The organism is Actinomadura geliboluensis, from assembly GCF_043197915.1.
GTDB classification, from domain to species: Bacteria; Actinomycetota; Actinomycetes; order Streptosporangiales; family Streptosporangiaceae; genus Spirillospora; species Spirillospora geliboluensis.
Map to the genome: position 1 here is coordinate 82189 of NZ_JBICUA010000019.1, position 26567 is coordinate 108755.

21 protein-coding genes are annotated in these 26567 nt (G+C 72.6%); 10 read left to right on the top strand and 11 right to left on the bottom strand.

All coding sequences use genetic code 11. The annotated features are described in order from the left end of the window. The first annotated feature begins 355 nt into the window (after window positions 1–355). Both ACGFI1_RS41415 and ACGFI1_RS41420 read left to right on the top strand, forming a co-directional pair. The gene (locus tag ACGFI1_RS41415; RefSeq protein WP_392793129.1) at window positions 356–2086 is read left to right on the top strand and encodes an FAD-binding protein; all 1731 of its coding nucleotides are present in this window, start codon (window positions 356–358) and stop codon (window positions 2084–2086) included. Window positions 2087–2418: 332 nt separating this feature from the next. Beyond that, window positions 2419–2874, top strand: a complete 456-nt coding sequence (locus ACGFI1_RS41420) for a MarR family winged helix-turn-helix transcriptional regulator (RefSeq protein WP_386874151.1) — start codon at window positions 2419–2421, stop codon at window positions 2872–2874. A 10-nt stretch (window positions 2875–2884) separates the two neighbouring features. Here ACGFI1_RS41420 and ACGFI1_RS41425 read toward each other — a convergent pair whose 3' ends face one another. After that, a complete protein-coding gene (locus ACGFI1_RS41425; RefSeq protein WP_392793130.1) occupies window positions 2885–3748 on the bottom strand; it encodes an LLM class flavin-dependent oxidoreductase in 864 nt (287 codons plus the stop codon). Between the two features lie 261 nt (window positions 3749–4009). Here ACGFI1_RS41425 and ACGFI1_RS41430 point away from each other — a divergent pair, with 261 nt between their 5' ends. The 3 genes from ACGFI1_RS41430 (at window position 4010) to ACGFI1_RS41440 (ending at window position 7348) form a co-directional block, all read left to right on the top strand. Beyond that, window positions 4010–5506: an SAM-dependent methyltransferase gene (locus ACGFI1_RS41430; protein WP_392793132.1), complete on the top strand. Its 1497-nt coding sequence runs from the start codon at window positions 4010–4012 to the stop codon at window positions 5504–5506. Between the two features lie 172 nt (window positions 5507–5678). Then, window positions 5679–6740 carry an LLM class flavin-dependent oxidoreductase gene (locus ACGFI1_RS41435; protein WP_392793133.1) on the top strand — a complete coding sequence of 354 codons (1062 nt, stop codon included), beginning with the start codon at window positions 5679–5681 and terminating at the stop codon, window positions 6738–6740. After that, window positions 6737–7348, top strand: coding sequence for an NAD(P)H-dependent oxidoreductase (locus tag ACGFI1_RS41440; protein WP_392793135.1), 612 nt, complete (start codon window positions 6737–6739; stop codon window positions 7346–7348). Before ACGFI1_RS41435 ends, ACGFI1_RS41440 begins: the two co-directional genes overlap by 4 nt. A gap of 13 nt (window positions 7349–7361) precedes the next feature. Here ACGFI1_RS41440 and ACGFI1_RS41445 read toward each other — a convergent pair whose 3' ends face one another. The 8 genes from ACGFI1_RS41445 to ACGFI1_RS41480 form a co-directional block, all read right to left on the bottom strand. Further along, window positions 7362–8573, bottom strand: coding sequence for a hypothetical protein (locus ACGFI1_RS41445; protein WP_392793136.1), 1212 nt, complete (start codon window positions 8571–8573; stop codon window positions 7362–7364). Continuing rightward, window positions 8570–9412 (bottom strand): phosphate/phosphite/phosphonate ABC transporter substrate-binding protein, encoded by an 843-nt coding sequence (locus tag ACGFI1_RS41450; protein WP_392793138.1) that lies wholly within the window; start codon window positions 9410–9412, stop codon window positions 8570–8572. The genes ACGFI1_RS41445 and ACGFI1_RS41450 overlap by 4 nt, the downstream gene beginning before the upstream one ends. A gap of 27 nt (window positions 9413–9439) precedes the next feature. Further along, on the bottom strand, window positions 9440–10564 hold the full coding sequence (locus ACGFI1_RS41455; RefSeq protein ID WP_386874158.1) for an acyl-CoA dehydrogenase family protein: 1125 nt from the start codon (window positions 10562–10564) through the stop codon (window positions 9440–9442). 161 nt (window positions 10565–10725) lie between these two features. After that, entirely contained in the window at window positions 10726–11703 is a 978-nt protein-coding gene (senB, locus tag ACGFI1_RS41460; protein WP_392793140.1) for a selenoneine biosynthesis selenosugar synthase SenB, read from the bottom strand. Beyond that, entirely contained in the window at window positions 11700–12992 is a 1293-nt protein-coding gene (gene senA, locus ACGFI1_RS41465) for a selenoneine synthase SenA (protein ID WP_392793142.1), read from the bottom strand. Before senA ends, senB begins: the two co-directional genes overlap by 4 nt. 228 nt (window positions 12993–13220) lie before the next feature. Next, complete coding sequence (locus ACGFI1_RS41470) at window positions 13221–14069, bottom strand: M23 family metallopeptidase (RefSeq protein WP_392793144.1); 849 nt, start codon at window positions 14067–14069, stop codon at window positions 13221–13223. Between the two features lie 20 nt (window positions 14070–14089). Beyond that, window positions 14090–14596 (bottom strand): ArsR/SmtB family transcription factor, encoded by a 507-nt coding sequence (locus ACGFI1_RS41475; RefSeq protein WP_392793145.1) that lies wholly within the window; start codon window positions 14594–14596, stop codon window positions 14090–14092. An 18-nt stretch (window positions 14597–14614) separates the two neighbouring features. Further along, window positions 14615–15619, bottom strand: coding sequence for a patatin-like phospholipase family protein (locus tag ACGFI1_RS41480; RefSeq protein WP_392793146.1), 1005 nt, complete (start codon window positions 15617–15619; stop codon window positions 14615–14617). 327 nt (window positions 15620–15946) lie between these two features. Here ACGFI1_RS41480 and ACGFI1_RS41485 point away from each other — a divergent pair, with 327 nt between their 5' ends. From ACGFI1_RS41485 to ACGFI1_RS41505, 5 genes are all read left to right on the top strand, one after another. After that, complete coding sequence (locus tag ACGFI1_RS41485) at window positions 15947–19144, top strand: glycosyl hydrolase 115 family protein (protein ID WP_392793147.1); 3198 nt, start codon at window positions 15947–15949, stop codon at window positions 19142–19144. After that, window positions 19141–20511 carry an endo-1,4-beta-xylanase gene (locus ACGFI1_RS41490; RefSeq protein WP_392793148.1) on the top strand — a complete coding sequence of 457 codons (1371 nt, stop codon included), beginning with the start codon at window positions 19141–19143 and terminating at the stop codon, window positions 20509–20511. Before ACGFI1_RS41485 ends, ACGFI1_RS41490 begins: the two co-directional genes overlap by 4 nt. A 166-nt stretch (window positions 20512–20677) precedes the next feature. After that, window positions 20678–22456, top strand: a complete 1779-nt coding sequence (locus ACGFI1_RS41495; RefSeq protein WP_392793197.1) for a glycoside hydrolase family 15 protein — start codon at window positions 20678–20680, stop codon at window positions 22454–22456. Between the two features lie 28 nt (window positions 22457–22484). Beyond that, on the top strand, window positions 22485–23537 hold the full coding sequence (locus tag ACGFI1_RS41500; RefSeq protein ID WP_392793150.1) for a glucose 1-dehydrogenase: 1053 nt from the start codon (window positions 22485–22487) through the stop codon (window positions 23535–23537). A 118-nt stretch (window positions 23538–23655) separates the two neighbouring features. Further along, a complete protein-coding gene (locus ACGFI1_RS41505; RefSeq protein ID WP_387076527.1) occupies window positions 23656–24612 on the top strand; it encodes a DUF5954 family protein in 957 nt (318 codons plus the stop codon). 107 nt (window positions 24613–24719) lie between these two features. On the opposite strand, the gene ACGFI1_RS41510 is transcribed toward ACGFI1_RS41505, so the two are convergent. Continuing rightward, entirely contained in the window at window positions 24720–25787 is a 1068-nt protein-coding gene (locus ACGFI1_RS41510; RefSeq protein ID WP_392793151.1) for an epoxide hydrolase family protein, read from the bottom strand. After that, window positions 25784–26482, bottom strand: coding sequence for an alpha/beta fold hydrolase (locus tag ACGFI1_RS41515; RefSeq protein WP_392793152.1), 699 nt, complete (start codon window positions 26480–26482; stop codon window positions 25784–25786). The genes ACGFI1_RS41510 and ACGFI1_RS41515 overlap by 4 nt, the downstream gene beginning before the upstream one ends. Between the last annotated feature and the right edge of the window lie 85 nt (window positions 26483–26567).

A 26567-nucleotide genomic window follows, 5' to 3' on the forward strand; every position in this document is an offset into this window, starting at 1 on the left:
GGGGGCGAGTCACAGCACGCCGCTCAGGGCCTTCCGACGCCTATCGAACGGAGCCGGGCCGCGCAATTGCAAAGCATTTTTCGGACGGCAGGCACGTGATCAAAGCAGCTCTCCCCGAAAAGTGGTCTGCTACGCGGCCGAGCGCAGGCCAACAAAGCATCGCGATCATAGAATCCGCGCCATTCTTCGACACCCCCTTCAGCGCCTCGAACGGCGCCCGCTCCGAGCCTGGGGGCGAGAGGGCCACGAGCATGTGACGCACGCCACACTCGAAGCTCGCTCCGGGTTTGTCACAAACGATGCCGCTGTCCGGTCGAGCACTGTCTATCGTTCGTCCGCCCTCGCAGGAGGTCCCTTGTCATCGCTCGAACACCAGCTCTCCACCTCCGTCCTGGTGGTGGGGACGGGTGGGTCCGGGCTTCGAGCGGCCATCGAAGTCGCCGAGGCCGGTGTCGCGGTCATCGCGGTGGGCAAGCGCGCCGCCGATGACGCCCACACCGTCATGGCGGCGGGCGGTATCAACGCGGCGCTGGCCACCGCCGACCCCGCCGACACCTGGGAGCAGCATGCGGCGGACACGTTGCAGGAGAGCGGCCTGCTGGCCGACCCGCGCACCGTCCTGCTCGTGACGCGGAACGCCGCGCAAGGGATCAACGACCTGCTGCGCTTCGGCATGAGCTTCGACCGCCGGGAGGACGGGCGGATCGCCCAGCGGTACTTCGGCGCCCACTCCCACCCGCGCACCGCCTTCGTCGGCGACCACACCGGGCTGGAGGTGCAGCGCGTCCTGCGCACCCGCGCGAGCCAGCTCGCCGTGCCCGTCCTGTCGAGCCTGTACGTGACCCGGCTGCTGGTCGACGACGGGACGGTGTTCGGCGCCTACGGGTTCGACCTCGACGACGGCTCCCGCTACCTCGTGCACGCCGACGCCGTGATCCTCGCGACGGGCGGGCACACGCGCATCTGGCGGCACACGTCCTCGCGCCGGGACGAGAACACCGGCGACTCGCTGCGCCTCGCCGCCGAGGCCGGCGCCCGGCTGCGCGACCCCGAGCTGGTGCAGTTCCATCCACTGGGGCTGATCAAGCCGGAGAACGCGCCCGGCACGATCGTCGGCGAGGTCGCGCGCGGCGCGGGCGGGGTCCTGCTCAACAACCTCGGTGAGCGGTTCATGGCGCGCTACGACCCCGAGCGGATGGAGCTGTCCGGCAGGGACCGGGTCGCGCTGGCGTCCTACACCGAGATCAAGCAGGGGCGGGGCAGCCAGTCCGGCGGCGTGTGGTTCGACCTGTCCCACCTTCCGAGCGAGACGGTCCTGACCCGGCTGCCCCGGGTGCACCGGACGCTGCTGGACCTGCAGATGCTCGACGTCACCCGCGATCCGTTCGAGGTCGCGCCGGCCGCCCACTACTCCATGGGCGGCGTCCGGGTGCGGCCCGAGGACCAGGGCACCGACGTCGTCGGGCTCTTCGCCATCGGGGAGGCCGCGAGCGGCCTGCACGGCGCGAACCGGCTGGGCGGCAACTCGCTGATCGAGCTGCTCGTCTCCGGGCGGCTCGCCGGCCGGGCCGCGGTGGAGTACTCGTCCCGGCTCACCGGCCAGCGACGGTCGCTCGGCGCGATCCGTGCCGCGGAGGCGGAGGTGAACCGGCTGCTGACCGCCGACGGCGACCAGAACGTGCGCGCCCTGCAGCGGTCGGTGCGCCATCTGATGACCGAGCACGCGGGCGTGGTGCGGGACGAGTCCGGCCTCACCGCGGGCCTGGCCGGGCTCGACGAGGTCGAGGCGCGCCTGGCGGACCTGGGCGTCCACATCGACATCAGCGGCTTCCAGGACCTCGCGCACGCCTTCAACCTCAAGGCCACCGTCCTCGCCGCCCGCGCGACGCTGGAGTGCGCGCTGGAGCGGCGGGAGACGCGGGGCTCCCACCACCGGTCCGACTACCCCGATCCCGATCCGGACCTGCGAGTCAACCTCGTGTGGTCGCCGAAGACCGGAGTGCGCCGTGAACCCGTCCCCCCGATCCCCACCGACATCGCCGAGTTGATGCACGACGTTTCCGCGGACGGCAAGCTACTGGAATAGCGCCTTCCGTTCCTTCAGGGCATTCGGAGATATTCGCGAATGCCCCCTTCGGCGTCGGATTATTGATTGACGCGGCCACCGGGGGCGGCCAGGCCGCGGATGGACAGGCCGCTGTCGGCGATTATCACCGTGCCGGTGAGATGGCCCGAGTCGGCGGTCCTGGCCGAGGGCGTCGATGCCGCGCAGGCGCGTCGGGCGATGCCGGGCGCCACCCCGTTGACCCGAACGTCCGGCACCGGCTCGTAGGCGAGCTGCCGGACGACGAACCGGCGCTGACCTGGGCGGAGCCCCGGGTTGGCGGGTGGGAGGGTGGGGGCCGGTACGGTGCCGTCATGGCGACGGACGGGCTGCGGCCCCTGGAGGACGAGGCGTGGCGCGGGTTCCTGCTCGCCCATGACCGGATCTGGCGTTCGATCCAGGAGGGGCTCGCCCCGCTGAACGTGAGCATGGCCGAGTACAGCGTGCTCGCGCTGCTCGGCGAGGCCGCGCCGGAGCCGATGCGGATGTCCGAGCTGGCCGAGCGCCGGCTGATGTCCACCGGCGGGTTCACCCGCCTCGCCGACCGGCTGGAGGGCCGGGGTCTCATCGAGCGGCGGCGGTCGGCCGCCGACGGCCGCGGGTTCGAGGTGACGCTGACCGGCGCGGGGCGGGCCCTGCTGCGCAAGGCGTGGCGGCAGCAGCAGCGCGACATCCGCAGGCTCTTCCTCGACCGGCTCGGCGAGGACGACCTGCGCGCCCTCGCCGACATCTGGCGGCGGCTCGCCGCCGAACCCGAGAGACCGGAGTGACCCTGTCAGGTCACCGGTTCCGGGCGACGATCTCGCGGACCGCCGGGGCCACCTCCCGGCCGAAGACCCGGAGCTCCGCCGGGTCGTCACCGGCCAGGATGAAGGTGCCGAACCCGTGCCGCAGCGCCAGTTCGGCGAGCCGCTCCGCCCAGCGGGCGTCGTCGGCGTCCAGCCGGCCGACGTTCAGCAGGCGCCGGATGTCGCGCGGGTCGCGGCCCGCCTCGCGGGCGGCCTCGTCGATGACCGCGTTGCTCTTCGGGATCTCGGCCTCGTCCGGGAGGTAGGCCAGGGTGGGCAGCCAGCCGTCGGCCTTCGCGCCGGTGAGGCGGAGCATCTTCGGCTTGTAGGCGCCGAGCCAGATGCCGATGTCGTGCGCCGGGGCGGGACCGCGCTTGGCGCCGTCCACCCGGTAGTAGGCGCCGTCGAGCTTGAAGCGCGTCCGGTCGCCCGCGTCCCAGACGCCGCGGATGACGTCGATCGCCTCGCTCAGCGCGTCCACGGCCTGGCCGGGTGACAGCCTGCGGCCGCCCATGGCCTCGATGGCGTCCCAGAAGCCGCCGGCGCCGAGACCCAGCTCGAACCGGCCGCCGGACAGCAGGTCCAGGCTCGCCGCCGCCCGCGCCAGCACCGCCGGCGGGCGCAGCGGCAGGTTCAGCACGTTGCCCGACAGGCGGATGCGCTCGGTCCGCGCGGCGGCGTAGGACAGCAGCGTCCAGGTGTCGAGGAAGCGCGGCTGGTAAGGGTGGTCCTGGAAGGTGGCCAGGTCGAGCCCCGCGTCCTCGGCGGCGCGCACCAGCCCGACCACCTGTTCCGGCTCGGCGTTGGACGGCGTGATGAACGCCCCGAACTCCAGCTCGTGCCCGTAGTCGGCCATGCCGCACTCCCCCGGTCGCCCGATCAAGGTGCCTTCGGCCGCGACAACGCCGCGCGCCGACCCGGCATTCCTCGCCGCGCCGCGGGCGTGACCGGAGACGGCCACCGCCGGGTCAAGCGCATGGTCATCTCGATTAACGTGCTGAGTCATCCCGAACTAGGACAACACGGAAGGGTCACCCCGGTGGAGTTCCGCATCCTTGGCAGTCGGGTCAGAGTCCGGGGCGCGCGAGGCGAATCCATCGGCGTCTTCCGGCCGCAGGTGCGCCGGCTGCTGGCGGTGCTGCTCGCCGAGGAGGGCCGGCCGGTCCCGGCGGGCGTGCTCGCGAGACGGCTGTGGGACCCGGTCGACGGCACGGACCCCGCCGCCGAGCTGGAGCGGGCGGTCGCCACCGCGCGGCGGGTCCTGCCGGACGGCCTCCTGGCCGCCGGGGACGGCGGGCTCCGGCTCCGGCTGGACGAGGGCGACCGGCTGGACCTGCGCGACTTCCGGGACCTGGCCGCGGACGCCCGGCGGACGCGCGGCTCCGACGCCGACTCGGCCGCCGCGAGCTGCCGGCGGGCGCTGGGGCTGTGGGCGGACCAGCCGCTGGGCGACCTGCCGTCCACCGCCGCGATGGAGCCGGTCCGGCGGGCGCTGCTCGGCGAGCGGAGCCAGGTCCGCGAGGAGCTGGCCGAGATCCTGCTCGCGCAGGGCGGGCACCGCGAGTTCATCGTCTCCGGACGGTCGTGGGCGGCGCAGGAACCGGTGAACGAGCACCTGATCCGCCTGCTGATGCTCGCGCTGTACCGGGACGGCCGCGCCGCCGAGGCGCTGCGCCTCTACGAGAGGACGGCCGCGCTGCTGGAGCCCACCGGGCCCGGCCCGGGGCTGCGGCGGATGGCCGCGCTGATCGGCCGCCGCGATCCGACGCTGGACTTCAGGCCCCGCCCGGCCCTGACCCCGCTGGCCCCCGACAAGGCGGCCGAATTGCGCATCGATCCCAGTACGGCCTCGCCCGCCCGGATCTACGACTACTACCTGGGCGGCAAGGACAACTACGAGGTCGACCGGGCGGCCGCCGAGGCGATCATGAAGTCGGTGCCGGAGGCGCCGGCCGCGGCCCGCGCCAACCGGGCGTTCCTGGCCCGGGCGGTCCGGTACCTGGCGGCGCAGGCCGGGATCCGGCAGTTCGTGGACGTCGGGGCGGGGCTGCCCACGCAGGGCAACGTGCACGAGATCGTCCACGATGTGTCGCCGGACGGGCACGTGGTCTACGTCGACAACGACCCGACCGTGCTCGTCCACGGCCGGGCCCTGCTGGAGGGCAGCCCCAACGTCGCCGTCATCCGCGGCGACCTGCGGCGCCCCGAGGAGATCATGGCCGACCCCCGGCTGGCCGAGCTGATCGACTTCACCGAGCCCGTGGGCCTGCTGCTGGTGGCGGTCCTGCACTTCATCCCGGACGGCGACGACCCGGCGGCGCTCGTCGCGCGCCTGGTCGAGCCGCTGCCGTCCGGCAGCCACGTGGTGGTCTCCCACGGCTACGAGGGAGGCATGGACCCCGCCGACGTCGAGCACGCCCTCGGCGTCCGGCGCCGCACGGCCGCGCCGATCTGCTCGCGCGGCCCCGAGCAGGTGGCCGCGCTCCTGAGCGGGCTCGACATCCTGGACCCCGGAATCGTCTGGATCCCCGAATGGGGCCTGCCGCACCCGCCCGCGCCCACCGACGACCCGCAGCTCAGCCACTTCATCGGCGGCATCGCCCGCAAGCCCTGACGGTCAGGCGGCGCGGCGCTCCACCGTCGTCGGCAGGACGGTGAAGCCGCGCACGTCCGGGTGGTCGTCGCGGTGACCGCATGCGGCCAGCGCGCGGCCGGGAATATCTGCCTGCGCAGATAACTTTCTACCGGACGCGCCGGGGACGCCCCGGCGGAGAGGAGACCGGACGATGGCTTTCGAGATCGGGATCATGACCTTCGGCGAGGTGACGGAGGAGCCCGTCACCGGCGCCCCGCCGTCGCCGCGCGAGCGGGTGCGGGAGACGATCGAGCAGGCGAGGGTCGCCGACGAGGTCGGCCTGGACGTGTTCGGCGTCGGCGAGCACCACCGCTCCGACTTCGTCGGCTCGGCCCCGGCGATCCTGCTGGCGGCCGCCGCCGAGGCGACCGAGCGCATCCGGCTGACCAGCTCGGTCACCGTGCTCGGCTCGGAGGACCCGGTGCGCGTCTGGGAGCAGTTCGCGACGATCGACCTGCTCTCGGCCGGCCGCGCCGAGATCAGCGCGGGCCGCGGCTCCTACACCGAGTCGTTCCCGCTGTTCGGCTACGACCTGCGGGACTACGGCGAGCTGTTCCGCGAGAAGCTCGACCTGCTGCTCCAGATCCGCGAGCGGAACCCGCTCACCTGGTCGGGGCGCTTCCGCGCCGCGCTGACCGACGCCGACATCGCGCCGCGCGCGGACGGCGGGACGCTCCCGATCTGGGTGGGCGTCGGCGGGTCGCCGGCGTCCGCGATCAGCACCGGGCGGCTCGGCCTGCCGATGGCGCTGGCCCTGCTGCTCGGGCCGATGACCTTCCACGAGCAGACCGTCGAGCTGTACCGCGCGTCCGCCGCCGAGGCTGGGCATGACGCCGCCGCGCTCCCGGTCAGCATCAACGTCCACGGCTACGTCGGACGGACGAGCCAGGAGGCCAGGGACACCATGTACCCCTACTTCGCCAAGGGGATGATGGACAACAACCACCAGCGGGGCCAGGGCATGCTGCTTCCGCGAGTGGCGTTCGACGCGCAGTCGTCGCCACGCGCGGGCCTGCTGGTCGGCAGCTCGCAGGAGGTCATCGACAAGCTGCTCGGCTACCACGAGCTGTACGGCCTGAACCGCGCCATCATCCAGATGGGCTTCGGCGGGATGCCGCAGAGGGAGCACCTGGCGGCGATCGAGCGGCTCGGCACCGAGGTCGCGCCCGTCGTGCGGCGCGAGGTCGCCGCCCGGCGGAAGGAGGCGGCATGACCACCCCGACCATCGACGCGCGGCCGGACGCACCGGCGGGCGGCGCGGCGCTGCGGGTCGTCGTCGTCAACGGGAGCCCGAGCCGGTCATCGAAGACGCTGGGCCTCGTCGACGCCGTCCTCGGGACGCTGAAAGGGATGCTCCCCGTCGAGACGTCCCGGATCGACGTGTACCGCCTGGGTTCCGGGTTCACCGGGGCCGCCGAACGGGACGACGTGACGCCCGAGGTCGAGGCCGCGCTCAAGCTCGCCGAGGACGCCGACTTCCTCATCGCGGCGGTGCCGGTGTACCGGGGCTCCTACCCCGGCATGTTCAAGCACTTCTTCGACCTCGTTGACCAGTACGCGCTCGCCAACAAGCCCGTCCTGCTGGCGGCGACGGGCGGGGGCGACCACCACGCGCTCGTCCTGGACCATGCGCTCCGGCCGCTGTTCGCGTTCTTCCAGGCGCTGACGGTGCCGGTCGCGGTGTTCGCGTCCGCCGGTGACTTCGACGGGACCACGCTGCTCAACCCCCGCGTCTACGGCCGCATCGAGACGGGCCTCGCCGACGTCGCGGACCTGCTCCGATCCCGCGCGACCGGCGCGCGAGCCGCCCCGGCCGGCTGATCCCCCGGCGGGGTCACATGAAGTTGCGGGTGTGCAGGGCCGACAGGTCGGCGGCCTCGTCGGCGGGGAAGCCGAGGCGGACGAGGCGGTGCCGCCGCCCCTCGTCCATCTCGGTCTTCAGCCTCTGGACCTCGTCATGGCCCCGGCCGACGTCCTCCGGCGCCCAGCCACCGGCGGCGAGCAGGACGAGGGAGTCGAAGACGTCCTGGTTCAGCCCGGACGTCTCGACGAGGGCGTCGTGGCGGCGCTCGACGGCCGTCCGGAGCCGCGACCGGAGGGACGGGTCCAGCTCGGACTGGTGGTGCAGGTGCGCCACCCCGAAGGCGACGTGCCGGGCCTCGTCCTGCCGGGCCAGCCGGGTGACCTGGCGGGTGACCGGGTCGGGGGCGTGCCGGTCGAGGAACGTCAGCAGGTTGAGGAAGCTGCCCTCGCCCAGCACCGAGAGGAGGAACGACGCCAGGGAGAAGTCGGGCTCGGTGAGCAGGGTCGCGAGCGACTCGCGCCCGCTCACCGACGAGGTGCCCATCTCGCCGCCGCGCAGCAGCGCGCGCCGGGTGAACACCTCCATGTGCCGGGCCTCGTCCGCGGCTTGCACCGCGAGGAGCTGGAGGACCTCGCGGAAATGCGGGTGGATGCGGCCGAGCAGCCGCGCCGGGACGACCAGCGCCGCCTGCTCGTTCTCCACCAGGAACGTCATGACCTGGACGACCGCGCGCTCGATGTCGGCGGGCAGTTCGAAGGCGGCGCCCCAGTCGACGGCCTGCTCCGGGTCCCACTGGGAGGACGCGGCGTGCGCGTAGAGGGACGGCGCCACGTCCGCCCAGACCAGGTCGCGGTCGGCCAGGTCGAAGCCGGGTTCGGGGCCGCCCGGCTCCACCAGGGCGCCGCGCGCCGCGAGGCCCCAGTGGGCCTTCGGCTCCTTCCGCACACCGCCGGGGCGCGGGTCGCCCGCCCGCTCGGCGCCCGCCCAGCGGTCCAGGTCCGTCCGGCCACGGACGACGAAGGCCCGGACGGGGTCGTCGCGGTCGCCGGGCCGGCGGACGCGGTGGCCCCGCGACCGGCACCAGCTCTCCAGGTGGACGGTCAGCGCCGGGTCGTGCCCGGTGACGGCGAGTTCCGCGCCCGGCGGCAGGTCGCGCAGGGCGCGCTGCACGAGCAGGTGCGCGCCCCGTTCGAAGCCGAGCCCGTCGAGCCGGACGACGGGCGCCCCGGCGTGCGGGTTCACGGCCGGTAGCCGGCGGCCGTGACCGCGCCTTCGGCGTCGTAGAAGCCGGCCTCGTCGACCGCCCGTTCGAGCGGCGGGTAGCCGGTCGTCCGGCCCGGCCGCCAGGCGGTCAGGCTCTCCAGGTCGAACAGCGGCCGGACCTTGGGGTCGGCGTACGACATCGAGAGCAGCAGCTCGCCGAACCGGTCGGCCTCCGGGCCGTCGCCGACCGTGAGGTTGCAGTGGTCGAACGGCGGGGTCTGCGCGATGACGCGGGTGCCGCCGGGCGGCAGCGTGCCCTCCCGTCCGAACAGCAGGTGGTTGCCGTCGATCATGCAGGCCGCCGCGACCCGCCCGGCCATCAGCGCGCGGGCGGCGTCGCGCTCGCCGCCGATGTGGTCGCCGTGCAGCCCCACGCCGACGTCGAACCGGGTGACGGCCACGTCGTCGCCCGGCCGGACGCCGGACGCGCGCAGGAACGACAGCGGGATGAGGGTCGCCTGCGGCGAATCGACCGCGCCGACCGCGACGGTCTCGCCCTTGAGGTCGGCCACGTCCTTGTAGGACGAGTCGCCGCGGACCACGACGACCGAGGTGAGGTCCTGGTCGGTGTCGCGCATGACCAGGGGCCGCAGGCGGCGGCCGCGCGCGGCGGCCGCCCGGTCGGCGCGGACCCAGGCGAGCGGCGAGTTCCACGCGCCGTCGATGCGCCCGGCGACGAGGTCCTCCACCTGCCGCTCGTAGTTGGAGTAGAGGACGAAGTCGAAGTCGAAGCCCTGGTCCCGCAACCAGGAGCGGAAACCGCCCCAGATCGTGACCACCTTGGGGTCGTAGGCGACGGCGCCCAGTACGAACGTCATCAGTTCCCTCCTCAGCGCGGTCTCGGCTCAGAGCAGGGCCATGCCGAGCCCTATCCGGCCGACGAAATCGTGGAGCGCCTCGGTGGTGGGCGCCATGACGCGAGCGGCCAGCGAATCGCGGAAGAGGCGCTCGACGCCGAAGTCCTTGCGGAACGCCGACCCGCCGCACAGCCGCATGACGCCGTCGGCGACGTCCGACGCGGCCTCCGCCGCCACCGCCTTCACCTGCAGCACGCGGAGCGTCGCGTCCTCGCGGCCCGTCTCGATGGCGGTGAGGGTGTCGTCGAGGAAGGCGCGGACCTGGTCGGCGCGGGTGCGCAGGCTCGCGTACCGGGCCCGGTGCATCGGCTGCTCGGCGAGCGTCTGGCCGAGGTGGTCGAGGCGGGTGCGGCCGAGGTGGTCGGCGGCCCGCGCGACGAGCGCGTCCATGAGGCCGAGCGAGAAGGCGGCGTTGAGCACCAGGAAGAACGGCAGTCCGGTCTGGAGCGCGATGTCGAGCCCGGCACCGTCCGCGCCGAGCATGGCCTCGCGCGGGACGGGCACCGACTCGGCCGTCACCGGGTTGGAGCCGTTGCCGCGCAACCCGAGCCCGTCGAACGGGCCGGAGACCGTGACGCCCGGCGCGCCGGCGGGCACCAGCCAGAGGGTCATCGGGCCGTCCGCCTCCAGCGGGCGGCTCGACCAGACGTAGACGTCGGCCTCGCCGGACGAGGTCACCCAGCTCTTCCGCGCGTCCAGCCGGACCATGCCGTCGCCGTCCGCGGTGGCCGAGCTCATCGGCGCCCAGAAGTGGCTGCGGGACCCGGCCTCGGAGAAGGCGAGCGTGCAGAGGTGCTCGTCGCGGGCGATGGCGCGGCGCGCCTCCGCGGGCCCGTGCGCCTCGATGATCGCCGTCGCGGCGTAGTGCATGAGCAGGACCATCGCGGTCGAGCCGCAGGTGCCGCCGAGCCGTTCGATCACGTGCGCCGCGGCGCGCAGCCCGGCGCCCCGGCCGCCCGTCTCGGCCGCGCTGACGAGCCCGAGGAGGCCGGCCTTCGCCAGCGCGTCCACGTTCGCGCGCGGGAACGTCCCGGTGCGGTCGACGTCGGCGGCCTGCGGGGCGATGGTGGCGTCGATGACTCCGCTCACGGCGCTCGCGTGGTCGTACGGCATCGAACCCGTCCTCTCTCTCGCGGCATTTCGCGTCGGTCACCGGCAGGCCGTCGAGCTCCCCGCCCCATGTCCGCCGAAAGTGTTACACGGCACCTTCCTGCCAAGGAGGTGACATTTTTAGTCCGGTGAATAGCGGCATATCTCGCTAGACCTCCTTATTGTCATTTGGTGAGCTGGTCGGGCCGGATGCCGAGTTCGGCGAGCAGGTCGGCGAACGCCCGCCGCTCCCTTGCCGGATCGACCAGCGGACGCAGCGCGGCGCAGTGCTCGCGGAGCCGGTCGTAGTAGCCGCCGAGGTTCCTCTCCGCCGCGTACAGGGCCGCCGCCAGCGCCTGCGCGTCCCCGGCCGGGAAGTAGCCGGGGTAGTCCTCGCCGAGCAGCCCGATCGAGCCGGGCACGGCCGAGGCGATGACCGGCACCCCCGCCGCGATCGCTTCGGACACCACGTTCGCCCCGCCCTCGTGCAGGGACGGCAGGACGAGCAGCCGCGCGCGCGCCAGGATCGCGAGGGCCTCGTCCCGGGGCACCGGCCCGAGCCAGTCGTAGCGGGGGTTGGCCGCGGACTCGGCGGCGAGGCGCTCGGCGAGCCGCCGGTCCCGGGCCCCACCGGCGTGCGTGACGAGGACGCGGGAGTCCGCCGGGAGCAGCCGCGTCGCGGCGGCGGGACGCAGCGGATCCTTCACCGGCCGGACGTGCGCCAGGAACGCCGCCTCGAAGCAGCCGGCGCGCGGCGGCCGAGGCGGGATCTCTGGGACGGACTGCACGATCACTTTGGCGCGGGCGGCGAGGTCCGGGCCGAGCCGGTCGCGGCCGAGCCGCTGCAGGACGATCAGCCGCGCGGCCAGCGCGAGCACCTCGGGGTCCGTCCCGGCGGCGCGCGGATCGGGGTAGAGGTCCGTCCCGGTCAGCGCGATCACGATCGGGACGCCGGGGCGGTCGGCGTGGAACGCCCGGACGGCGGCGGCGCTCTTGCGGGCGTGCAGCGCGAAGAGGGCGGCGTACTCCCCAGCCGGCGGACCGTAGTCGCCGCGGGTCTCCACCCGGTGGCCGAGCCCGCGCAGGATCGCGGCCCAGCGCGCGGCCGACACGCCGTTGCCGGACGTGCCGCCCGGCGCGTGCGGCGTGACGAGCAGGATCACCCGCCGGCCGCGCAGGTGCGGAACCCGCCGAGCACGTCCCGGCGGTCCGGTGGGAAGTAGTTCCGCATGGTGGTGCGCACGTACCGGCCGCGCGTGGCCCACGAGCCGCCGCGCAGCACCTTGCGGCTGCCGAAGAACTGCTCGGAGTTCTCGAAATAGGCGTCCCGCTCGAAGTTCGGGTAGCCGGTGAAGTCGCTCGCCGTCCACTCCCAGACGTTGCCGATCATGTGCCGGCACCCGGACGGGCTGTCCCCCGCCGCGCAGGACGCGACCTCGGCCGGGCCGAGCCCGCGCCAGTCCGTCGCGGCGGTTTCGGCGTCCGGCTCGCCGTCGCCCCACGGGTAGGCGCCGGTGCGCGAGCCGCCGGTGGCAGCGTACTCCCACTCCGCCTCGGTCGGCAGCCGCCGCCCCGCCCAGCGGCAGTAGGCGTCCGCCTCCCACCAGCAGACATGGGTGACGGGCAGGTGCGGCTCCAGGTCGAGCCAGGTGTCGAAGTGGCGGCGCCGCCAGCCCTCGGCGGCCGAGCCGCGCCAGTAGAGCGGGTGGGTCGCGCCGGTGGAGTCGAGCCAGGCGCCGCCGTCCGACCACCAGCGGGCGTCGGCGTATCCGCCCGCCTCCACGAACTCGGCGAACTCCGCCTGCGTGACCGGCGCGCGCGCCATCGCGAACGGCGCCACCTCGACGCGGTGCGCCCACTTCTCGTTGTCGTACACGAACGGGTCGGACTGGAGGGCGCCCAGGATGAACGTCCCGCCGTCCACCTCGGCGTCGCCCGGCAGCGGACCGCCCGCGCCTTCCGGGGCCGGCGCGTCGGTGAGGCCGGGCAGGTGCGGCGCGGAGTACCCGAGGCCCTGCCGCGTGTACGTGAACGCCTCGGTGTGGGTGTCGTAGTGGTGGACGGTGTAGCGGGCGAAGTGCCGCACCACGTCGGTCGCGTCCGCGCGCATGACCTCCTCGGCCACCCGTCCGGCGACGGTGCGCATGTAGGACGCGGTCTCCTTGCGGGACGGCAGGACGAGCCGCCACCTGGTGTCGTGCGGGATCGCGCCGGAGTCGTAGAGCGCGTCCCCGAACGGCAGGATCGGGTCGTGCCCGCACGCGTCGCGGAGGACGAACTTCTCCTGGAACCAGGCGAGGTGGCCGATCTCCCAGAGCAGCGGGTTCACGGTCGGGAGCAGCGGCCCGATCAGCTGCTCGTCGTCGAGGTCCGCGACCAGCTGGAGGGCCCGTTCGCAGCCGTCGGCGACCCAGCCGGCCAGTTCCGCCTCGTCCGGGGGATGTGGCCGCACGCCGTTCTCCCATCGTGGAGGGATCGAGCCGAGAGCGATGTCCAGAATTCCGGTGAACTGAGGAGGATTATCCGGCGGGCCTTTAGCGCCGTCAACAGCCGTTCACCAGCTATGGACGGCCATGGAATGGGCCGATCGCGCAGGTCAGATAATTCTCACTACTGCGCTATTTGCAAACTTTATTGATGAGCGTCGAGCCGCCGACGGTCGCCGCCCGGCGCCCCCGGCTCAGCGCGCGGGCTCGGGGTCCCGCGCGGGAACGGTGAACGGCGCCCGGCCACCGGGCACGCCGGTCACCGTCCGGCCGCCGCCGCTCTCGTAGCGGAACGCGAACGGGATGCCGGCGGCGGCGAGGGGCCTCGGACGGTCCATCAGATGGAAGTGCAGGTGCGGCTCGGACGAGTTGCCGGAGTTGCCCACCTCGCCGAGGACGTCGCCCGCCCGGACCCGGTCGCCCTTGGAGACGCGCACGGACCCGCGCCGCAGGTGCGCGAACACCGCGTACACCCCGTCGCCGAGGTCGAGGGTGACGGAGTTGCCGATGACGAACCGTCCGGCCGACAGGGTCAGCAGGGAGAGCACCTGCCGGAACACGACGCCCTCGACCATCAGGTAGACGAAGCCGGGCCAGGAGTTGCGGCTCCAGTGGTCGCGCTGCCGGCCGCCCGCCTGGACGACGACGCCGTCCGCCGGCGCGAGGACGTCCTGCCCGAACGCCGGGAACGTCTCCGGACGGGATGCGAGCGGCCGGTTCCGGAGCGGGCGCCACGGCTCCGCCGGGTCCGGGACGTGCACGAGGTCGATCGCGTACGTCTGGCCCAGCTCGTGCGTCCCGTGGCTCGGCACCTTGTCGGCCGGGCTGTTGACCGGCACCCAGCGGCCCCGGACCGGGGCGTCCACGACGACCGGCTCCCGGCCGGCGCGCCCGCCGGGCACGAAGATCAGCACGATCCCGGCCCCGATCAGGACGTACCCCGCGACGGCGAGCCGGTCGTCGCCGTGCAGGGACTCGGTGAAGGTGAGCAGCAGCCCGAGCAGGACCATCAGGGTGCGGAAGCGGGCGATCGTCCTGAGCATTGTCTTCTCCGTTCGGTCGGTCAGCGGCGCGCCGCGGCGAGCACGGCGAGCAGCGGCACCACCCGCTCGCCGGGGACGCTGTACTGCCCGCGCGCGGTGGTGCGCAGCCAGCCGGCCGCGACCAGCCGGCGCAGGTGGTGGTAGAGCTGGCCGGTCGTGCCGAGGCCCTCGTGGGCGGCGAGCTCGGCGGTGGTCCGGGCGCCGTGCAGGATCTCGCGGACCAGCAGCAGCCGCACCGGGTGCGCCAGCGCGCCCAGCGTGTCGGCGGCCTGCGCCCAGTCGTCGGCGAGCAGGTCGCCCGCCGGGTGCCCCTGCTGCCACTCGTAGTGCTCGCCGGACGGCAGCGTCACCGAGCCGGTGAACAGCACGGCGCCGGGGTCGGCGGCGCGCTCCTTCAGGCCGCGCAGCGCCCAGAAGGCGTCGTCCGCGTCCGGCGGCTCGGCGGCCTCCGGAGGACGGCCCTCCAGGCGGGCCACGCGCTCCTCCAGGCGGGCGACGCGGTCCGCCAGGCTCTCCTCCTCGGCCATGCCTCCAATACTACGTAATTACGTAACTTCCACAAATCCGCTGGACGACGCCGGGCGGGGGCGGTGCCGCGCCAGGTAGCCGGCGTGGTCCCAGTGGTCGAGGAAGCGGGCGGCGGCGTCCCGGCCGGCGGCGTACAGTTCCTCGCGGGCCCGCGCGTCCAGGTCGAAGTCGGTCGCGAGGACGCCGTCGGTGCTGGCGAACATCGTGCGCGCGACGATGGCCGGCTCGTCCATCTGCACGCGGTCGTGCGCCTCCGCCATCGTCGAGATCAGCGCCCGCCCGTAGCCGACGGGGCCGCGGACGCGGTGCCACTGCCGGTACAGGCCGCCGGACGAGCGCGGCGCCGACAGCTTCACGCCGAACGTGGGCCAGCGGGGCTCGCGGTCGTCCCGGTCGAAGATGGTGATCGGGTAGTTGGACAGCATGCCGCCGTCCACCTGCACGCTCCTGCGGCCGTCCGCGCGGCGGACCCGGCACGGCCGGAAGAACACCGGGATGGACGCCGAGGCGCGCACGGCGTCGGCCACCGGCTGCTCGTCGGCGTCGAGGCCGTAGCGGTCGTAGTCCCACGGCAGCCGCACCATCCGGCCGCTGCTGACGTCCGACACCACGACGACCAGCTTGTAGGCGCGCTCGGGCGGCAGCGCCGAGCCGGGGTCGTGCAGCTTGAGCTGCCCGAACGTCTCCACGCCGCACTCGCGCAGCCGGGCGGCGATCCAGCTGTGCAGCGCGTCGCCCCGGTGCAGGCCGAGGCTCGAGAGCAGCGACACGCCCCGGACGAGGGCGAACCGCGAGCCGTCCTGGAACGACCGGTAGTCGACCTCGCGCATCACCCGGACCATGTCCGGGACGGGCATCCCCGCGGCCAGCAGCGACCCGACGATCGCGCCGGCGGACGTCCCGGCGACGCGGGCGGGCGCACCGAACCGGTAGCCCCGGTCCTGCATCTCCGCGATCGCGCCGACCAGCGCGATCCCCTTCACTCCACCGCCCTCGAGAACGAGGTCCGCGCAGCCGTTCATGGCGACTCTCCCTCCGCCGCGAAGAACGCGGCGACATGCGGCAGGGAACGAGAAGACCCCCCGATCCGGGTTCCACTTGCCCGACTTCTTAGTGATGCCCGCGGCGGACGCGCGGCAAGCCCGCCGCGACGGGCGCCGAGACGGTCGGCGCCGGGCTCGAAAGATTTCGAAGTAACGATCACGGAAAGGCGCCGACGCGCGGGCCCGCTGACCACTGAAAGCGTGTGCAAGTGGTTGACGCTAGGTGCGCTTGGGGTTATTTTCCTGACTGATCTCGAAAAGCTAGCGAAAAGTTTCGAGACCGCTCCCCCACTGAGGAGACCGCCGATGGGCAGATCCCCGCGGACGTGGAAAGTCCTTCTGACCCTGCTCCCGACCGTCGTCGCCTTCACCGCCGTGTCCGCCGCGGGGCGACCCGCCGGTGCCGCCCCGGCAGGTCACGGCCGGACCGGCCCCGCCGATCCGGCGTCCTACATCTCCTTCCGCGACGGGCGCGGGCACTTCCCGCTCGTCGAGCGCGGCAGGGCCGCCCCGCTGCTGGTCAGCGGCGCCGACTTCCCCGGCGTGGTGCGGGTCGTCGGCGACCTGCAGTCCGACGTCGAGCGGGTGACCGGCGTGAAGCCGGAGGTCACGACGGTCACCGGCGGGGCGCCGTCCGGCCGGGACGTCGTCATCGTCGGCACGATCGGCAGGAGCCCGCTCATCGACGGCCTCGTCTCGTCCGGCAAGCTCGACGTGCGGGGCATCGCGGGCAAGTGGGAGACCTCGCTCGAACAGGTGGTGGAGCACCCGCTGCCGGGCGTCCGCCGCGCCTTCGTCATCGCCGGCAGCGACCAGCGCGGGACGATCTACGGCGCCTACGACGTGTCGCGGAGCATCGGCGTCTCGCCCTGGTACTTCTGGAACGACGTCCCGTCCGAGCACCGCCGCGCGCTGTACGTGAAGCCGGGCCGGCACACGCAGGGCACGCCCGCGGTGAAGTACCGGGGCTTCTTCATCAACGACGAGAACCCGGCGCTGAACCGGTGGGCGCCGAAGTTCTTCGGGCCGGGCAAGGCGCCCGGCTTCCCGGGCGGCTTCAACCACGCGTTCTACGCCAAGATCTTCGAGACCATGCTGCGGCTGAAGGCCAACTACCTGTGGCCGGCGGTGTGGGGGCGGGCGTTCGCCGAGGACGACCCGCTGAACCACGCGACCGCGAAGCGGTACGGCGTGGTGATGGGCACCTCCCACGAGGCGCCGATGATGCGCGGCATCGAGGAGTGGAACCGGCACGCCGTCCCGGCGCAGCGCGACGCGGACGGCACCATCGTCAAACCGGGCCACGACCCGTACGGGGGCACCGGCGAGTGGAGCTACCGCCGCAACGCCGCCGCCATCGAGAAGTACTGGAAAGACGGCGTCCAGCGGATGGTCGACGAGGACTTCGAGGGCGTCGTCACCCTCGGCATGCGCGGGAACGGAGACGTCAGCCTTCCCGACGGGGACGGCATCGAGCTGATGCGCGGCATCATCGCCAAGGAGCGCGAGATCCTCGGCGACGTCACCGGCAAGGACCCGGCCGCCACCCCGCAGGTGTGGACGCTCTACAAGGAGGTCCAGCGGTACTGGGACCGGGGCCTGCGCGTGCCCGACGACGTCACGGTGGTCTTCACCGACGACAACTGGGGCAACATGCGCAAGATGCCCGACCGGAGCCTGCCGGCCCGCGCGGGCGGATACGGGCTCTACTACCACTTCGACTACGTCGGCGGCGGCCGCAACTACAAGTGGGTCGACACCGCGCAGCTCGGGAACACGTGGGAGCAGCTCCACCAGTCGTACCAGTACGGCATCCGCAATCTGTGGGTGGCGAACGTGGGCGACATGAAGGGCAACGAGCTGCCGCTCCAGTTCTTCCTCGACTACGCCTGGAACCCCGACAAGTGGCCGCTGGAGAACCTCAAGGAATGGGAGCGGCAGTACGCCGCGCAGAACTTCGGCCCCGAGCACGCGGGCGAGATCGCCGAGGTCCTCGACACGTACGGGAACCTGCAAGCACTGCGGAAGCCGGAACTGCTCAACCGCCGCATCACCCTCGACCCGGACAAGGACCTGCCCACCGATTCCAGCGCGGTCGTCTATGACGACCAGCAAACGCCCTTCTACCTGAATCAGTACCGGGAGATGGCGACGCTCACCGCACGCTGGAAGCGGCTGGCGGCGCAGGCGGAACGGATACGCGAACGGCTGCCGAAGGAATACCAGGACGCCTACTGCCAGCTCGTCCACTACCAGGTGAAGGCCACCGCGAACCTGTACGAACTGCGCGAGGCGGAGTTCACCAACATCCTGTACGCGAAGCAGGGGCGGGCGGCCACCAACGACTACGCCGACCTCGCCGAGGCCCGCTTCGCCGACGACCAGGCGATGGCGAACCACTACAACACCGGGATCGCCGGCGGGAAATGGGACGGCTTCCAGAGCCAGCCGCACATCGGCTACGGCGACGTCGAGCGGTACGGCCCGAACGCGCCCTGGCAGCAGCCCGAGCGCGACAACGTGGCGCTGCCGGACGAGATCTTCCCGAAGCTGAAGCGCATCGAGGTCCCGGACGGCGCCGACATGGGCGTGGCCGTCGACGGCTCCGACGACTGGTGGCCGGCGGCGAAGTCCGCGGCCGTCCTGCCGGACTTCAGCCCCTACCAGAGCGGCCCCGCGCAGTACATCGAGGTGTTCAACCGCGGATCCGACCCCTTCCAGTACAAGATCACACCCGCTGAGCCCTGGGTGCGGGTCACCCACGACCGGGGGCGGGTCGACAAGCAGGGCCGCGCCACCGTGTGGATCGACTGGTCGCGCGCGCCGAAGGGGACCAGCCGCGTGCCCATCGAAGTCTCCGGGCCGGACCGGCGAAAGGTGACCGTCCAGGCCGTGGTCAAGAAGCCGTCGTCGTACCGCGCGCACGGGTTCGTCGAAGCCGGCGGCTACGTCTCGATGAACGCGGGCCATTACACCCGCGCGACCGACACGGCGGCGGCGCAATGGAAGCGCGTCCCCGGAATCGGCCGCACCGACGCCGGAATGGAACCGTTCCCCGTCACCGCGCCCAGCCAGGAGCCCGGCAAGGGCCCGCGCCTCGAATACGACATGACGCTGACGACGACCGGCCCGGTGAAGGTCTGGGCCTACCTGTCGCCGCGCAACAGCGTCCTTTCCACCGAGGGCCTGAAATACGCCGTCTCGATCGACGACGAGCAGCCGCAGGTCGTGAACGTCACGACGCAGACCGGCGCCAACGACACCACCATGAACAAGCAGTGGGAGCGGAACACCTCCGACAACGTGAACCGCACGGTCACGACCCACACCATCACCGAATCGGGGACGCACACCCTGAAGTTCTGGATGGTCGACCCGACCGTCGTCCTGCAGAAGGTCGTGGTCGACACCGGAGGACTCAGGACCTCTTATCTCGGGCCCCCGGAAAGCCGTCGGGCCGGGTTTCGCTCAACGCCCGTCCTTCAAGGAGGAACGAAACCATGAGAAGAGCACTCAGCGCGGTGCTGGGAGCAGTGCCGCTGCTCCTCGCGATGCTGGTGGCCGTCGCGCTCCCCGCGTCGGCGGCCCCTGGCACGCTCGGGGAGGCGGCCGCGGCGAAGGGCCGCGTCTTCGGCACCGCCGCCGCCCAGGGCCACATGGGCGAGTCCGCCTACGTCACCACGCTCGACCGTGAGTTCAACCAGCTCACGCCAGAGAACGAGATGAAGTGGGAGACGACCGAGCCGTCCCGCGACTCGTTCAACTTCAGCGCGGCCGACCAGCTCGTCAGCCACGCGCAGGCGCAGGGCATGGCGATCCGCGGGCACACGCTGGTGTGGCACAGCCAGCTGCCGGGCTGGGTCAGCAACATCTCCAGCCGCGACGACCTGCTGAGCGTCATGCGGAACCACATCGCGAAGGAGGCCGGCCACTTCGCCGGGAAGGTCGACTACTGGGACGTCGTGAACGAGGCGTTCCAGGACGGCTCCGGCGCACGCCGCGACTCGGTGTTCCAGCGGGTCATCGGCGACGGCTACATCGAGGAGGCGTTCCGGGCCGCACGGCAGGCCGACCCCAACGCCAAGCTCTGCTACAACGACTACAACATCGACGGCCAGAACGCGAAGAGCAATGCCGTCTACAACATGGTGCAGGACTTCAAAGCGCGCGGCGTCCCGATCGACTGCGTCGGGCTCCAGGCGCACCTGACGCTGGGCAACGTCCCGTCCGACATGCAGGCCAACATGCAGCGGTTCGCGGCCCTGGGCGTGGACGTCCACATCACCGAGCTGGACATCCGCATGAACACCCCGGCGGACAGCTCCAAGCTCGCCACCCAGGCGAACGACTACAAGAAGGTCGTCTCGGCCCGCCTCGCCGTGTCGCGGTGCAACGTCATCACCGTGTGGGGCATCACCGACAAGTACTCGTGGGTGCCCGACACGTTCCCCGGTGAGGGTGCGGCCCTGCTCTTCGACGACAACTACAACAAGAAGCCCGCCTACACCGCCGTCCTCGAAGCCCTCGGCGGCAGCGGGGACGACGGCGGCGGCGATGACGGAGGCGACGGCACCGTCACGTGCGCCTACACCCGCACCGCGCAGTGGAACAACGGCTTCAACGGCCAGGTCACCATCACCGCCGGCAGCAGCTCCGTCAGTTCCTGGACGGTCGTCATGACGATGAACTCCGGCCAGACCATCTCGGCCCTGTGGAACGGCACGCCGACGACGAGCGGCAACGTCGTGACCGTCAAGCCGGTGGCCTGGAACTCCACCCTGGCGGCGGGCACGTCCGCGTCGTTCGGCTTCACCGCCGGCGCGCCGAGCGGAAACGTCGCGAACCCGTCCATCACCTGCAGCGCCCCCTGATACATCCCCGCAACTCCCGGCACGGCGGCAGCTCCCAAGCCGCCGTGCCGGCCCGTTTCCGGACGAGGGTCTTACCCGGGAACCTCTGCCGCTCGGGACATACATCCACTATCACGGGTAGGTCCGAGTAGGCGGTGAGGCGAAGGCGGGGGTGCGCGTTTTGGCACTGAGAATCGAGGACTACGGACTGCTGGGCGACACCCAGACGGCGGCTCTCGTCGGCAAGGACGGCTCGATCGACTGGCTGTGCCTGCCCCGGTTCGACTCCCCGGCCTGCTTCGCCGCCCTGCTGGGCGACGAGCGGGCCGGGTTCTGGCGGCTCGCGCCCGCGTCCGGCGGCCTGTGCACGCGGCGCCGCTACCGGGGCGACACGCTGATCCTGGAGAGCGAGTGGGACACCCCGGACGGCACCGTCCGGGTCATCGACTTCATGCCGCCGCGCGGCGAGGCCGCCGACATCGTCCGGATCGTGGAGGGCGTGAGCGGGCGGGTCCCGATGCGCACCGAGCTGCGGCTGCGCTTCGACTACGGACGGATCGTCCCGTGGGTGCGGCACCGCGAGGGCGAGCGCAACGCGATCGCGGGCCCGGACGCGGCGTGGCTGAACACGCCCGTCCGGATGGAGGGGCGCAACCTCGCGACCTACGCCGACTTCGCCGTGCCGGCGGGCGAGCGGGTGCCGTTCGTGCTGACGTACAAGCCGTCGCACCTGCCGCGCCCGAAGGCCGCCGAGGCCGAGCGGGCACTCACCGACACGGAGCTGTTCTGGTCGGACTGGATGGGCGAGTACTCCTACGAGGGCCGCTGGGACGCGGCGGTCCGCCGGTCGCTGATCACGCTGAAGGCGCTCACCTACGCGCCGACCGGCGGCATCGTCGCCGCCGCGACCACGTCCCTGCCGGAGCAGCTCGGCGGGCCGCGCAACTGGGACTACCGGTTCTGCTGGCTGCGGGACGCGACGTTCACGCTGCAGGCGCTGCTCGGCACCGGGTTCGTCGCGGAGGCCAAGGCGTGGCGGGAGTGGCTGCTGCGCGCGGTCGCCGGCGACCCCGCCGACCTGCAGATCATGTACGGCATCGACGGGACGCGGCGGCTCCCCGAGTTCGAGCTGGACTGGCTGGCGGGCTACGAGGGGTCGTCGCCGGTCCGGGTCGGCAACGCCGCGTCCGACCAGTTCCAGCTCGACACCTGGGGCGAGGTGCTGGAGGGCCTGCACCTCGCCCGGACCACGCGCATCGAGACGGACCACAACGCCTGGGACATGCAGCTCGCCCTGATGGACTTCCTCGAAGGGCACTGGAGCGACCCCGACAACAGCCTGTGGGAGGTGCGCGGCGAGCGGCGCCACTTCGTCCACTCCAAGGTGCTCGCGTGGGCCGGCGTCGACCGCATGGTGCAGGGCGTCGAGCGGTACGGCCTGGAAGGGCCGGTCGACAGGTGGCGGGCGTTGCGCGAGGAGATCCACGCCGACGTGTGCGCCAAGGGCTTCGACGCCGACCGGGGCACGTTCACCCAGTTCTACGGGTCGCGGGGGCTGGACGCGGCGCTGCTGCTGATCCCGCAGGTCGGTTTCCTCCCGTGGGACGACCCGCGGGTGATCGGCACGGTCGACGAGGTGCTGCGCGAGCTGTACCGGGACGGGTTCGTGCTCCGCTACGACACGGCCGCCGACGGCGGCGGCGTGGACGGGCTGCCCGGCGACGAGGGCGCGTTCCTGGCGTGCACGTTCTGGCTGGCGGACGCGCTGCACGGCATCGGCCGCACCGAGCAGGCGACGGAGCTGTTCGAGCGGCTGCTCGGCCTGCGCAACGACCTCGGGCTGCTGAGCGAGGAGTACGACACCCGTACCGGGCGGCAGGTCGGCAACACCCCGCAGGCGTACTCGCACGTCGGGCTCGTCAACACGGCGCGGCGGCTGAGCGGCACCGAAAGGCGCCCGTCGTGACCCTGGAACCCGCGGAAGGAGAAGCGCCATGCGCGCCCTGACCGTCCTGCCGGACAAGCCCGGCTCGCTGGCCGTCACCGACGTCCCCGACCCCGAGCCCGGGGAGGGCGACCTGCTGGTCGACGGGCTCGCGGTCGGGGTGTGCGGCACCGACCGGGAGATCGCCGCCGGCGACTACGGCTGGGCGCCGCCCGGCCGCGAGCGGCTGGTGATCGGGCACGAGTCGCTCGGCCGGGTGCGGGAGGCCCCGTCCGGCGGCGGCTTCTCCCCCGGCGACCTGGTCGTCGGCGTGGTCCGGCGGCCCGACCCGGAGCCGTGCGGGGCGTGCGCGCACGGCGAGTTCGACATGTGCCGCAACGGCCGGTACACCGAGCGCGGCATCAAGGAGCTCGACGGGTTCGCGAGCCGGGCGTGGCGGGTCGAAGCCGACTACGCCGTGCGGCTGGACCCGCGGCTCGCCGAGGTCGGCGTGCTGATGGAGCCGGCCACGATCGTCGCGAAGGCGTGGGACCAGATCGAGAAGGTCGGCGGGCGGGCCTGGTTCGAGCCGCGCCGGGTGCTGGTGACGGGCGCCGGGCCGATCGGGCTGCTCGCCGCGCTGCTGGGCGTGCAGCGCGGGCTGGACGTGCACGTCCTGGACCGGGTGGCGGACGGCCCGAAGCCGCGGCTCGTCGCCGACCTCGGCGCGACCTACCACCACGAGGGCCTGGCGGAGGCGGTGCGCGGCGGCCCGCCGGACGTGGTGATCGAGGCGACCGGGGTGTCCCAGCTGGTGCTCGGCGCGATGGCGAACAACGCCGCGTACGGGATCGTGTGCCTGACCGGGGTGTCGCCGTCCGGGCGTTCGCTGGAGGTCGACGCGGGCGCGCTCAACCGCGAGATCGTGCTGGAGAACGACGCGATCTTCGGGTCGGTGAACGCGAACCTGCGCCACTACGCGGCGGCGGCGCGGGCCCTCGCCGAGGCCGACCTCGGCTGGCTGGGCCGGCTGATCTCCCGGCGCGTCCCGCTGGAGGAGTACGAGGCCGCCTTCACCTCCCATCCCGACGATGTGAAGGTCGTCATCGACCTGGAAGAGTGATCGCCGGAAAAAACTGCGGGCCGAAAGGCGGTCAATTCCGTGCAAGGTCGGCGGCGGCCGTCCGGCAATGCGGGAAAAGCCGTGCGGGGGCGGCGGCCGTCCGGTCAGGATGCGGGTCATGGCCTTCGCGTTGATGCGCGGGTACGACCACATCAACGTGGTGGCCCGCCTCGATCCGGTCGCGGCGGTGCGCGACCGGGAACTCGGCGAGCGGATTCTGCGCTATCCGAAGATCTTTCCCGCCGGCGCCCCCGACTTCGGGCACGCGGTGCAGCGCGGGGACGCGTGGCGCATCGGCGCGCTCGGCTGCGACGACCCGGCCGCGGCCCGCTACGCCCTCGCCATGGACCTGCGGACGGCGGCCGGCGCCGAACCGGACCGGGCGACCGCGGCGGCCATGCGGGCGGCGGCCGACCGGCTCGACCCGGAGGAGGGCGAGCAGCTCGCCAAGGACGAGTGGGAGATCGGCGACCGCCGCTACCGGATCGTCCGGGTCGAGAAGTTCATCCAGTTCGGTGACCGGGTGCTGGAGCCGCCCCGGTCCACCGACGCCGACCTCGCCGCGGACGGCCTGTTGCGCGACCACCCGATCGACCCGGCGGCGCCGTGCGGGCAGTGGGAGGCGCAGCTGCGGCTGAACCTCGTCGCGTTCATGCCGGTCATCGGGTCGGTCCCGGACATCGTCCGGACGGAGGCGCGGCACGCGGTCCAGGCGCATCCGGGGGTGGTGGTGCTGCCGCCCACGTTCATCGTGGTGGAGCTCGACGGCGACTCCTGGGCGCCGCTCACCGGCGGCGACGACCCCGACGAGGCGCGCGAGCGGCTGGCCGGGCACTTCACCGGCCTGCTGCCGCGCCTCCGCGAGTTCAGCGGCGACCCGCCGTCGGCTGCGGAGCTCGCCGAGTGGGAGGCGATGGCGGCCGGCATCCGGGCCACGCCCGGCCACGCGTTCAGCGTCCGCGGCCGGGAGTTCCGCACGGTCCGGGTGGCCCGCATGCTCCGCCTCGGCCGCGACGGCCCCGAGTCGCCGCGCCCGTCCGACCAGGAGCGCTACGGCCTCACAGCCGACGCCTGACCACCGCGCACGACGCAGGTTCTCTTGTCGAAGCCGATCGTGTCACCCGGTTCCGCGGATTGTGCGCGGCGCATGATGAACCGCGGCCAGAGCGCGTGCAGGCGACGTCATCGGCGGGCGGTGAAGAACATACGGAGGTCGTCGGCGAGGAGTTGGGGTTGCTCCTGCGCGGCATGGTGTCCGCCTTTGTCATAGGTGTTCCAGTGCACGATGGCGCTGTGGTCGCGTTCGGCGAGCGGGCGGATGGAAGGGAAGAAGTCGTCGGCGAAGCAGGCGAGACCCAGGGGGACCGATGACGGCTCGGCAGGCGGCTTGTTGCCGTGATAGCCGATCAGGGCCGAACTGCCGGCGGTGTCGGTCAGCCAGTAGATGGCGGCGTTGGTGAGGATGTAGTCGTCGCTCACCGCGTCACCGAACAGTTGCAGGTTCCAGGCCAACTGGCCGGCCGGGGAGTCGGCGAGCGCGTACGCCAGGGTCTGCGGCTGGGTGGACTGGAGGGCGAGGTAGGCGCTCCGGCCGGCCATGAAGCGTTCCAGGGCGGCCAGTTTCGCCCGGTCGTCGCTTCCCAGCAGGGCGCCCTCCGCCGGGTCGGCGGAGGGCAGGGAAAAGATCTGGGTGACGTGCACCCCGACGACGCGGCGCGGATCCAGGCGTCCGAGCTCGATGGAGATCAGGGAGCCGATGTCGTTGCCGTGCGCGCCGTAGCGTTCGTAGCCGAGTCGGCGCATCAACATCGACCACGCCGCGGCGACGCGGCGGCGGTTCCAACCTGGCTCACGCGGTGCGCTGGAGAACCCGAAGCCGGGCACTGAGGGGATGACGAGGTGGAAGGCGTCACTCAGCCGGTCGATCAGCGGCAGGAACTCGACGACCGACATGGGCCAGCCGTGGGTGAGGATGAGCGGCAAGGCGTCCGGCCGGGCCGAACGGATGTGCAGGAAGTGCACGTCAAGCCCGTCGACCTCGGTCAAGAACTGCGGGTGGACGTTGATGCGCTGCTCCCAGGCGCGCCAGTCGTAGCCGTCGCGCCAGTACTCGACCAGGTGCCGGACGCGGTCGGCGGGCACGCCGAGCCCCTGGCCGGGCAACGGACGGGTGAACCGAGTCGCGGCCAGCCGGGCCACCAGGTCGTCCAGGGGCTCTTGCGGGATCCTCACCTGGTACGGCCGCATCATGACCGGGCCGCCTCGTCCAACACCCGGGCCAGCGGTTCCGGTTCCGTGATCATCGGCCAGTGGCCGGCGTCCAGCGTGATGACCTCCATGCCCGGCATGCTCGGCGGGCCGCCCGGGTCGCCGGCGCAGGCGATGTAGGTGCGGGGCAGCCCCTGCACCGCACGCAGGTCGGCCGGCGCCGGGTCCTGGTAGGTGCCGATGGGCTGGCCGGCGCCGCGTGCCCGCAGCCAGGCCCGGTCTTCGACGGTGAGCCCGTGCGCACCGAAATTGGCGTCGATGATCTCGTCGCTCATCACCGGGATCCGCCCGTCCCGGACAGTCTGCATGATCGCATCGACGACGTGCGCGGGCGTGCCGTCGAACAGGCTCCTGCCCGGTTCGGGCAGGAGCGCGGCGAGGTAGACCAGCCGGGAGATCCGTCCGGGAATCATCGCGGCGGCGATCGTGGCGGGCGCTCCACCGTAGGAGTGCGCCACGAGCACCACCTCGCGCAGCCCGGCGTACTCGATCGCGGCCGTGATGTCGCGGGCATGCGTGGTGAGCGTCGTGTCCGACGATCCCAGATGCGCCCGGTCGCCGAAACCGGTGAGGGTCAGCGGGTGCACTTGGTGGCCGTGCGCGGTCAGCAGCGGCACGACGCGCTCCCAGGCCCATGCGCCGAGGAACGAACCGCCGACAAGAACGATGGTCGACATCGCGTCGACTCCCTTCGGTTGATCTCTTACCGGCGCAAGGCTAGGAAGGTTTGTGGACGCTTTCCGCCCTCATTAGGATCGAGAT

Excerpts from the sequence above, each read along its gene's own strand:
- ACGFI1_RS41420 (WP_386874151.1), top strand. The coding sequence starts at position 2,419 with ATGGCGACGGACGGGCTGCGGCCCCTGGAGGACGAGGCGTGGCGCGGG.
- ACGFI1_RS41425 (WP_392793130.1), bottom strand. The coding sequence starts at position 3,748 with ATGGCCGACTACGGGCACGAGCTGGAGTTCGGGGCGTTCATCACGCCG.
- ACGFI1_RS41435 (WP_392793133.1), top strand. The coding sequence starts at position 5,679 with ATGGCTTTCGAGATCGGGATCATGACCTTCGGCGAGGTGACGGAGGAG.
- ACGFI1_RS41440 (WP_392793135.1), top strand. The coding sequence starts at position 6,737 with ATGACCACCCCGACCATCGACGCGCGGCCGGACGCACCGGCGGGCGGC.
- ACGFI1_RS41450 (WP_392793138.1), bottom strand. The coding sequence starts at position 9,412 with ATGACGTTCGTACTGGGCGCCGTCGCCTACGACCCCAAGGTGGTCACG.
- ACGFI1_RS41455 (WP_386874158.1), bottom strand. The coding sequence starts at position 10,564 with ATGCCGTACGACCACGCGAGCGCCGTGAGCGGAGTCATCGACGCCACC.
- ACGFI1_RS41470 (WP_392793144.1), bottom strand. The coding sequence starts at position 14,069 with ATGCTCAGGACGATCGCCCGCTTCCGCACCCTGATGGTCCTGCTCGGG.
- ACGFI1_RS41475 (WP_392793145.1), bottom strand. The coding sequence starts at position 14,596 with ATGGCCGAGGAGGAGAGCCTGGCGGACCGCGTCGCCCGCCTGGAGGAG.
- ACGFI1_RS41480 (WP_392793146.1), bottom strand. The coding sequence starts at position 15,619 with ATGAACGGCTGCGCGGACCTCGTTCTCGAGGGCGGTGGAGTGAAGGGG.
- ACGFI1_RS41485 (WP_392793147.1), top strand. The coding sequence starts at position 15,947 with ATGGGCAGATCCCCGCGGACGTGGAAAGTCCTTCTGACCCTGCTCCCG.
- ACGFI1_RS41490 (WP_392793148.1), top strand. The coding sequence starts at position 19,141 with ATGAGAAGAGCACTCAGCGCGGTGCTGGGAGCAGTGCCGCTGCTCCTC.
- ACGFI1_RS41500 (WP_392793150.1), top strand. The coding sequence starts at position 22,485 with ATGCGCGCCCTGACCGTCCTGCCGGACAAGCCCGGCTCGCTGGCCGTC.
- ACGFI1_RS41505 (WP_387076527.1), top strand. The coding sequence starts at position 23,656 with ATGGCCTTCGCGTTGATGCGCGGGTACGACCACATCAACGTGGTGGCC.
- ACGFI1_RS41510 (WP_392793151.1), bottom strand. The coding sequence starts at position 25,787 with ATGATGCGGCCGTACCAGGTGAGGATCCCGCAAGAGCCCCTGGACGAC.
- ACGFI1_RS41515 (WP_392793152.1), bottom strand. The coding sequence starts at position 26,482 with ATGTCGACCATCGTTCTTGTCGGCGGTTCGTTCCTCGGCGCATGGGCC.